This is a genomic window from Streptomyces sp. NPDC058955 (genome assembly GCF_042741435.1).
Classification (GTDB): domain Bacteria; phylum Actinomycetota; class Actinomycetes; order Streptomycetales; family Streptomycetaceae; genus Streptomyces.
In genome coordinates this window covers 19016-22045 of sequence record NZ_JBHYKM010000126.1, presented here as the reverse complement: position 1 = coordinate 22045, position 3030 = coordinate 19016, and the positions used below count along the sequence as shown (strand labels likewise).

3 protein-coding genes and 1 pseudogene are annotated in these 3030 nt (G+C 77.3%); all 4 read left to right on the top strand.

What is annotated here, in order from left to right; translation table 11 throughout:
- Positions 1-361: hypothetical protein (locus ACFW1I_RS32655; RefSeq protein ID WP_384676737.1), on the top strand; the 361-nt coding region annotated here is incomplete at its 5' end.
- A gap of 57 nt (positions 362-418) precedes the next feature.
- Positions 419-1567 (top strand): hypothetical protein, encoded by a 1149-nt coding sequence (locus ACFW1I_RS32650; protein WP_384676735.1) that lies wholly within the window; start codon positions 419-421, stop codon positions 1565-1567.
- Positions 1568-1617: 50 nt separating this feature from the next.
- Positions 1618-2223: pseudogene (locus ACFW1I_RS32645) on the top strand (pyridoxamine 5'-phosphate oxidase family protein).
- Between the two features lie 38 nt (positions 2224-2261).
- Positions 2262-2957 carry a L,D-transpeptidase gene (locus tag ACFW1I_RS32640; protein WP_384676733.1) on the top strand — a complete coding sequence of 232 codons (696 nt, stop codon included), beginning with the start codon at positions 2262-2264 and terminating at the stop codon, positions 2955-2957.
- Positions 2958-3030: the final 73 nt, after the last annotated feature.

The window sequence follows — 3030 nt, the reverse complement described above, 5'->3', positions numbered from 1 at the left end:
GCGGCGGGGGCTGGCGCGGCCCCGCCCCGGGGGGCGCGCCGCCCGCGCGGTCCCCTCGGAGCGGCTGATCGCCCTCGCGGCGCCTGGCGGGGCGCCCGGGCCGCGGGCGCTCGCCATGGAGCTCCTCGACGGCCGCCACGCCCCCGAAGTCCTGCTCAACGCCCTGCGCCTGCTGGACGACCCCGTGCGGGAGGTCCGCACCGCCGCCCGCGACAAGGCGCTGCAGGTGGTGTGGGACAGGCGCGCCGCCGAGGGTCCGCACGGGGACGCGATCCGTGCCCTCGCCGAGGCGAACGCGGAGCGGATCGACCGCTGGTGGGCCACCCGCAAGGAGCGCCGCCGGGCGGCACGCGGCCGGTGAGCCATCCGGGCGGAAACCCACGGGCGGGGGCGGATCCCCGGCGCCTAGCCTCTCCCCATGACGAACGAGACGGAGGCGCGGAAGGCGGCGGTGCGGCGGCTGGAGCGGGGGCTGCCCCTGTACCGGGTTCTGGACGTGACGCGTCCGAAGGCGTGGGCGCACCTGGACTGGGACGTGCGGCAGGCGGTCCGGCACGGGGACCTGGAACCCTCGCACGGGTGGCTCACCGGCGTCCACGGGCCCGGGTGGCGCGGCCTGTGGGACCGGGCCGCCGACCGGGTGCGGGAGACCCCGACCGAGGCGCAGCTCGCGCTCGCGCTGTGCGACCCCGACGGGCGGATCCGGCATGCCGCGCTGTCGTACACGGCGGGCCGGCCCGAGCTGCTGCCCCTGCTCGCGGTCCGCGCCGCGGACTGGGTGCAGCCGGTACGCGCGCGTGCCATGGCGCTGCTGCGGGAGGCGCTGCCCGCCGCCTCGCACGAGGCCCTCGCCGTCACCGCGCCGGTGATCCTGCGGATCGGCGGGCGCCTGCGCGGCGGCGCCGTCGCGGAACTCCTCGACGGGCTGCTGCGGGGCGGGGACGCGACGCGGGTGAACGCGCTGCTGCTCGGCTGCCGCGACGGCGCGACCCGGCGGGCCGCGCTCGCCGTCGTCCTCGACCTCGGGCTGTACGACGGGCTCGGCCTGGCCCTGGTGGCCGCCGGGGACCACGACCCCGTGGTGCAGGAGCGGGCCTCCTCGGCGGCGGTGGCCACCGGCCGGCCGGACGCGACCGTGCCCGTCCTCCTGGGCTCTCGCTTCGGGCGGGTACGGGCGGCCGGGGTGACCGCGCTGCGCGGCGCCGGGCGGCACGCGGAGGCGGAGCCGTACCTCTACGACCGGTCGGGGCGCACGCGCGCGTGCGCCCGCTGGGTGGTGCGGCAGGGCGGGGGCGACCCGGTGGCCCTGTACCGGGCGGCGTGCGCGGCTCCGGAGCCGCCGGCTCGGGCGCCGCTGGGGCTCGGCGAGTGCGGCAGCCGGGGCGTGGACGCGGCGCGGCTGCGGGAGTTGACGGGGCATCCGGACGGGCGGGTGCGGGCGTCGGCGGTCGCCGGGCTGCGGCTGCTCGACGCCGTGGCGCCGGCGCGGATGAAGGCGCTGCTCGACGACCCCGAGCCCGCCGTCGTGCGGGAGGCGCGGCGCGCCCTGCGGCCCTGGTTTGTCTGAGCCGTGGGACGGCCGGCCACGACGGGTCCGGGGCGACGGAGAATGCACCCATGGGAAAAACGTACGAGCGTATCGACGGGCGGCTGCGTGCCTTCATCGAGGACCAGCCCCTCTACTTCACCGCCACCGCGCCGCTGTCCGGTGACGGGCATGTCAACCTCTCCCCCAAGGGCCGCCGGGGCACCCTCGTCGTCCTCGACGAACTGACCCTCGCCTAAGTCGACTTCGGCGGCAGCACCGCGGAGACCCTCGCCCATCTCCGCGAGCCCGGCAACGGCCGGATCACCCTCATGTGGACGGCCTTCTCCGGCCCGCCGACCGTGGTGCGGGTGCACGGCGACGGCGAGGTGGTCCTGCGGGACGACCCGCGCTGGCCGGAGCTCTTCGCCCGGTTCCCCGAGGAGGCGGTCAAGGACCAGATCAGCGCGCGGGCGATCGTCCTGGTGCACGCGCGCCGGATCAGCGACTCCTGCGGCTTCGCCGTCCCGCTGATGGAGTACCGCGAAGAGCGTTCGCTGCACGCCGACTTCTTCAACCGCAAGACGGACGACGAGTTCAACACGTACTGCGAGGGCAAGGAGCACATCGCCACCAGCATCGACGGACTGCCCGCGCTCCCGCTGCCGCTGCCGCCGCTCCCCCGGTCGGCCCAGTAGCCTCGCCGACGCGGAGGGGGCGGCCTAGCGTCGCCGCCATGCGTACCCTTCTGGCGCTCGGCGCCGCCCTGCTCTCCCTGGCCTCCGCGCCGACTCCCCCGGTGGTCCCGCTGCCCGCGCGGATGGCGGACACCGGAGGCGGCTCCCAGCTGATCACCGCCGTGGCCGCGGACACCTCCGCCACCACCGGCACCGTCACCTGGTGGGACCGGCGCGGCGGGCGGTGGGTGCGGGCGGGGTCGGCGCCGGCCCGGTTCGGGGCGAAGGGGCTGGCCGAGGGCGCCACCCGGCGGCAGGGCACGAACACCACGCCGACCGGCCTCTTCGACCTGCCGTACGCCTTCGGCATCCGGCCCGCGCCGACGGGCACGGCGTACCGGTACGTGCGGGCCACCGACGACTCCTGGTGGTGCCAGGACAACGACTCGCGCGCGTACAACCGCTGGGTCGAGGGACTGCCGGCGGACTGCCGCGCCGCGGAGGCCGAGCACATCGTCGCGTACGGGACGCAGTACGCCCACGCGCTCGTCATCGGCTTCAACTACGCCCGCCCGGTGCGGATGCGGGGCGCCGGGATCTTCCTGCACGTGAACGGGCGCGGGGCGACCGCCGGCTGCGTCTCCGTCCCGGCGGACGCCATGCGGGCGATCCTGGCCTGGGCGGATCCGGAGCGGCGGCCGCACATCGCCGTCGGCACCCGGCGGGGGGGGGGGGGGGGCGCCGCGGACAGCTAAAGGCGCACTGTACCCCACTCACGGGAGGACCACCAGGATGAGGGCGCCCGCGCGCACCCCCCCGCGCGCGCGC

Excerpts from the sequence above, each read along its gene's own strand:
- ACFW1I_RS32650 (WP_384676735.1), top strand. The coding sequence starts at position 419 with ATGACGAACGAGACGGAGGCGCGGAAGGCGGCGGTGCGGCGGCTGGAG.
- ACFW1I_RS32640 (WP_384676733.1), top strand. The coding sequence starts at position 2,262 with ATGCGTACCCTTCTGGCGCTCGGCGCCGCCCTGCTCTCCCTGGCCTCC.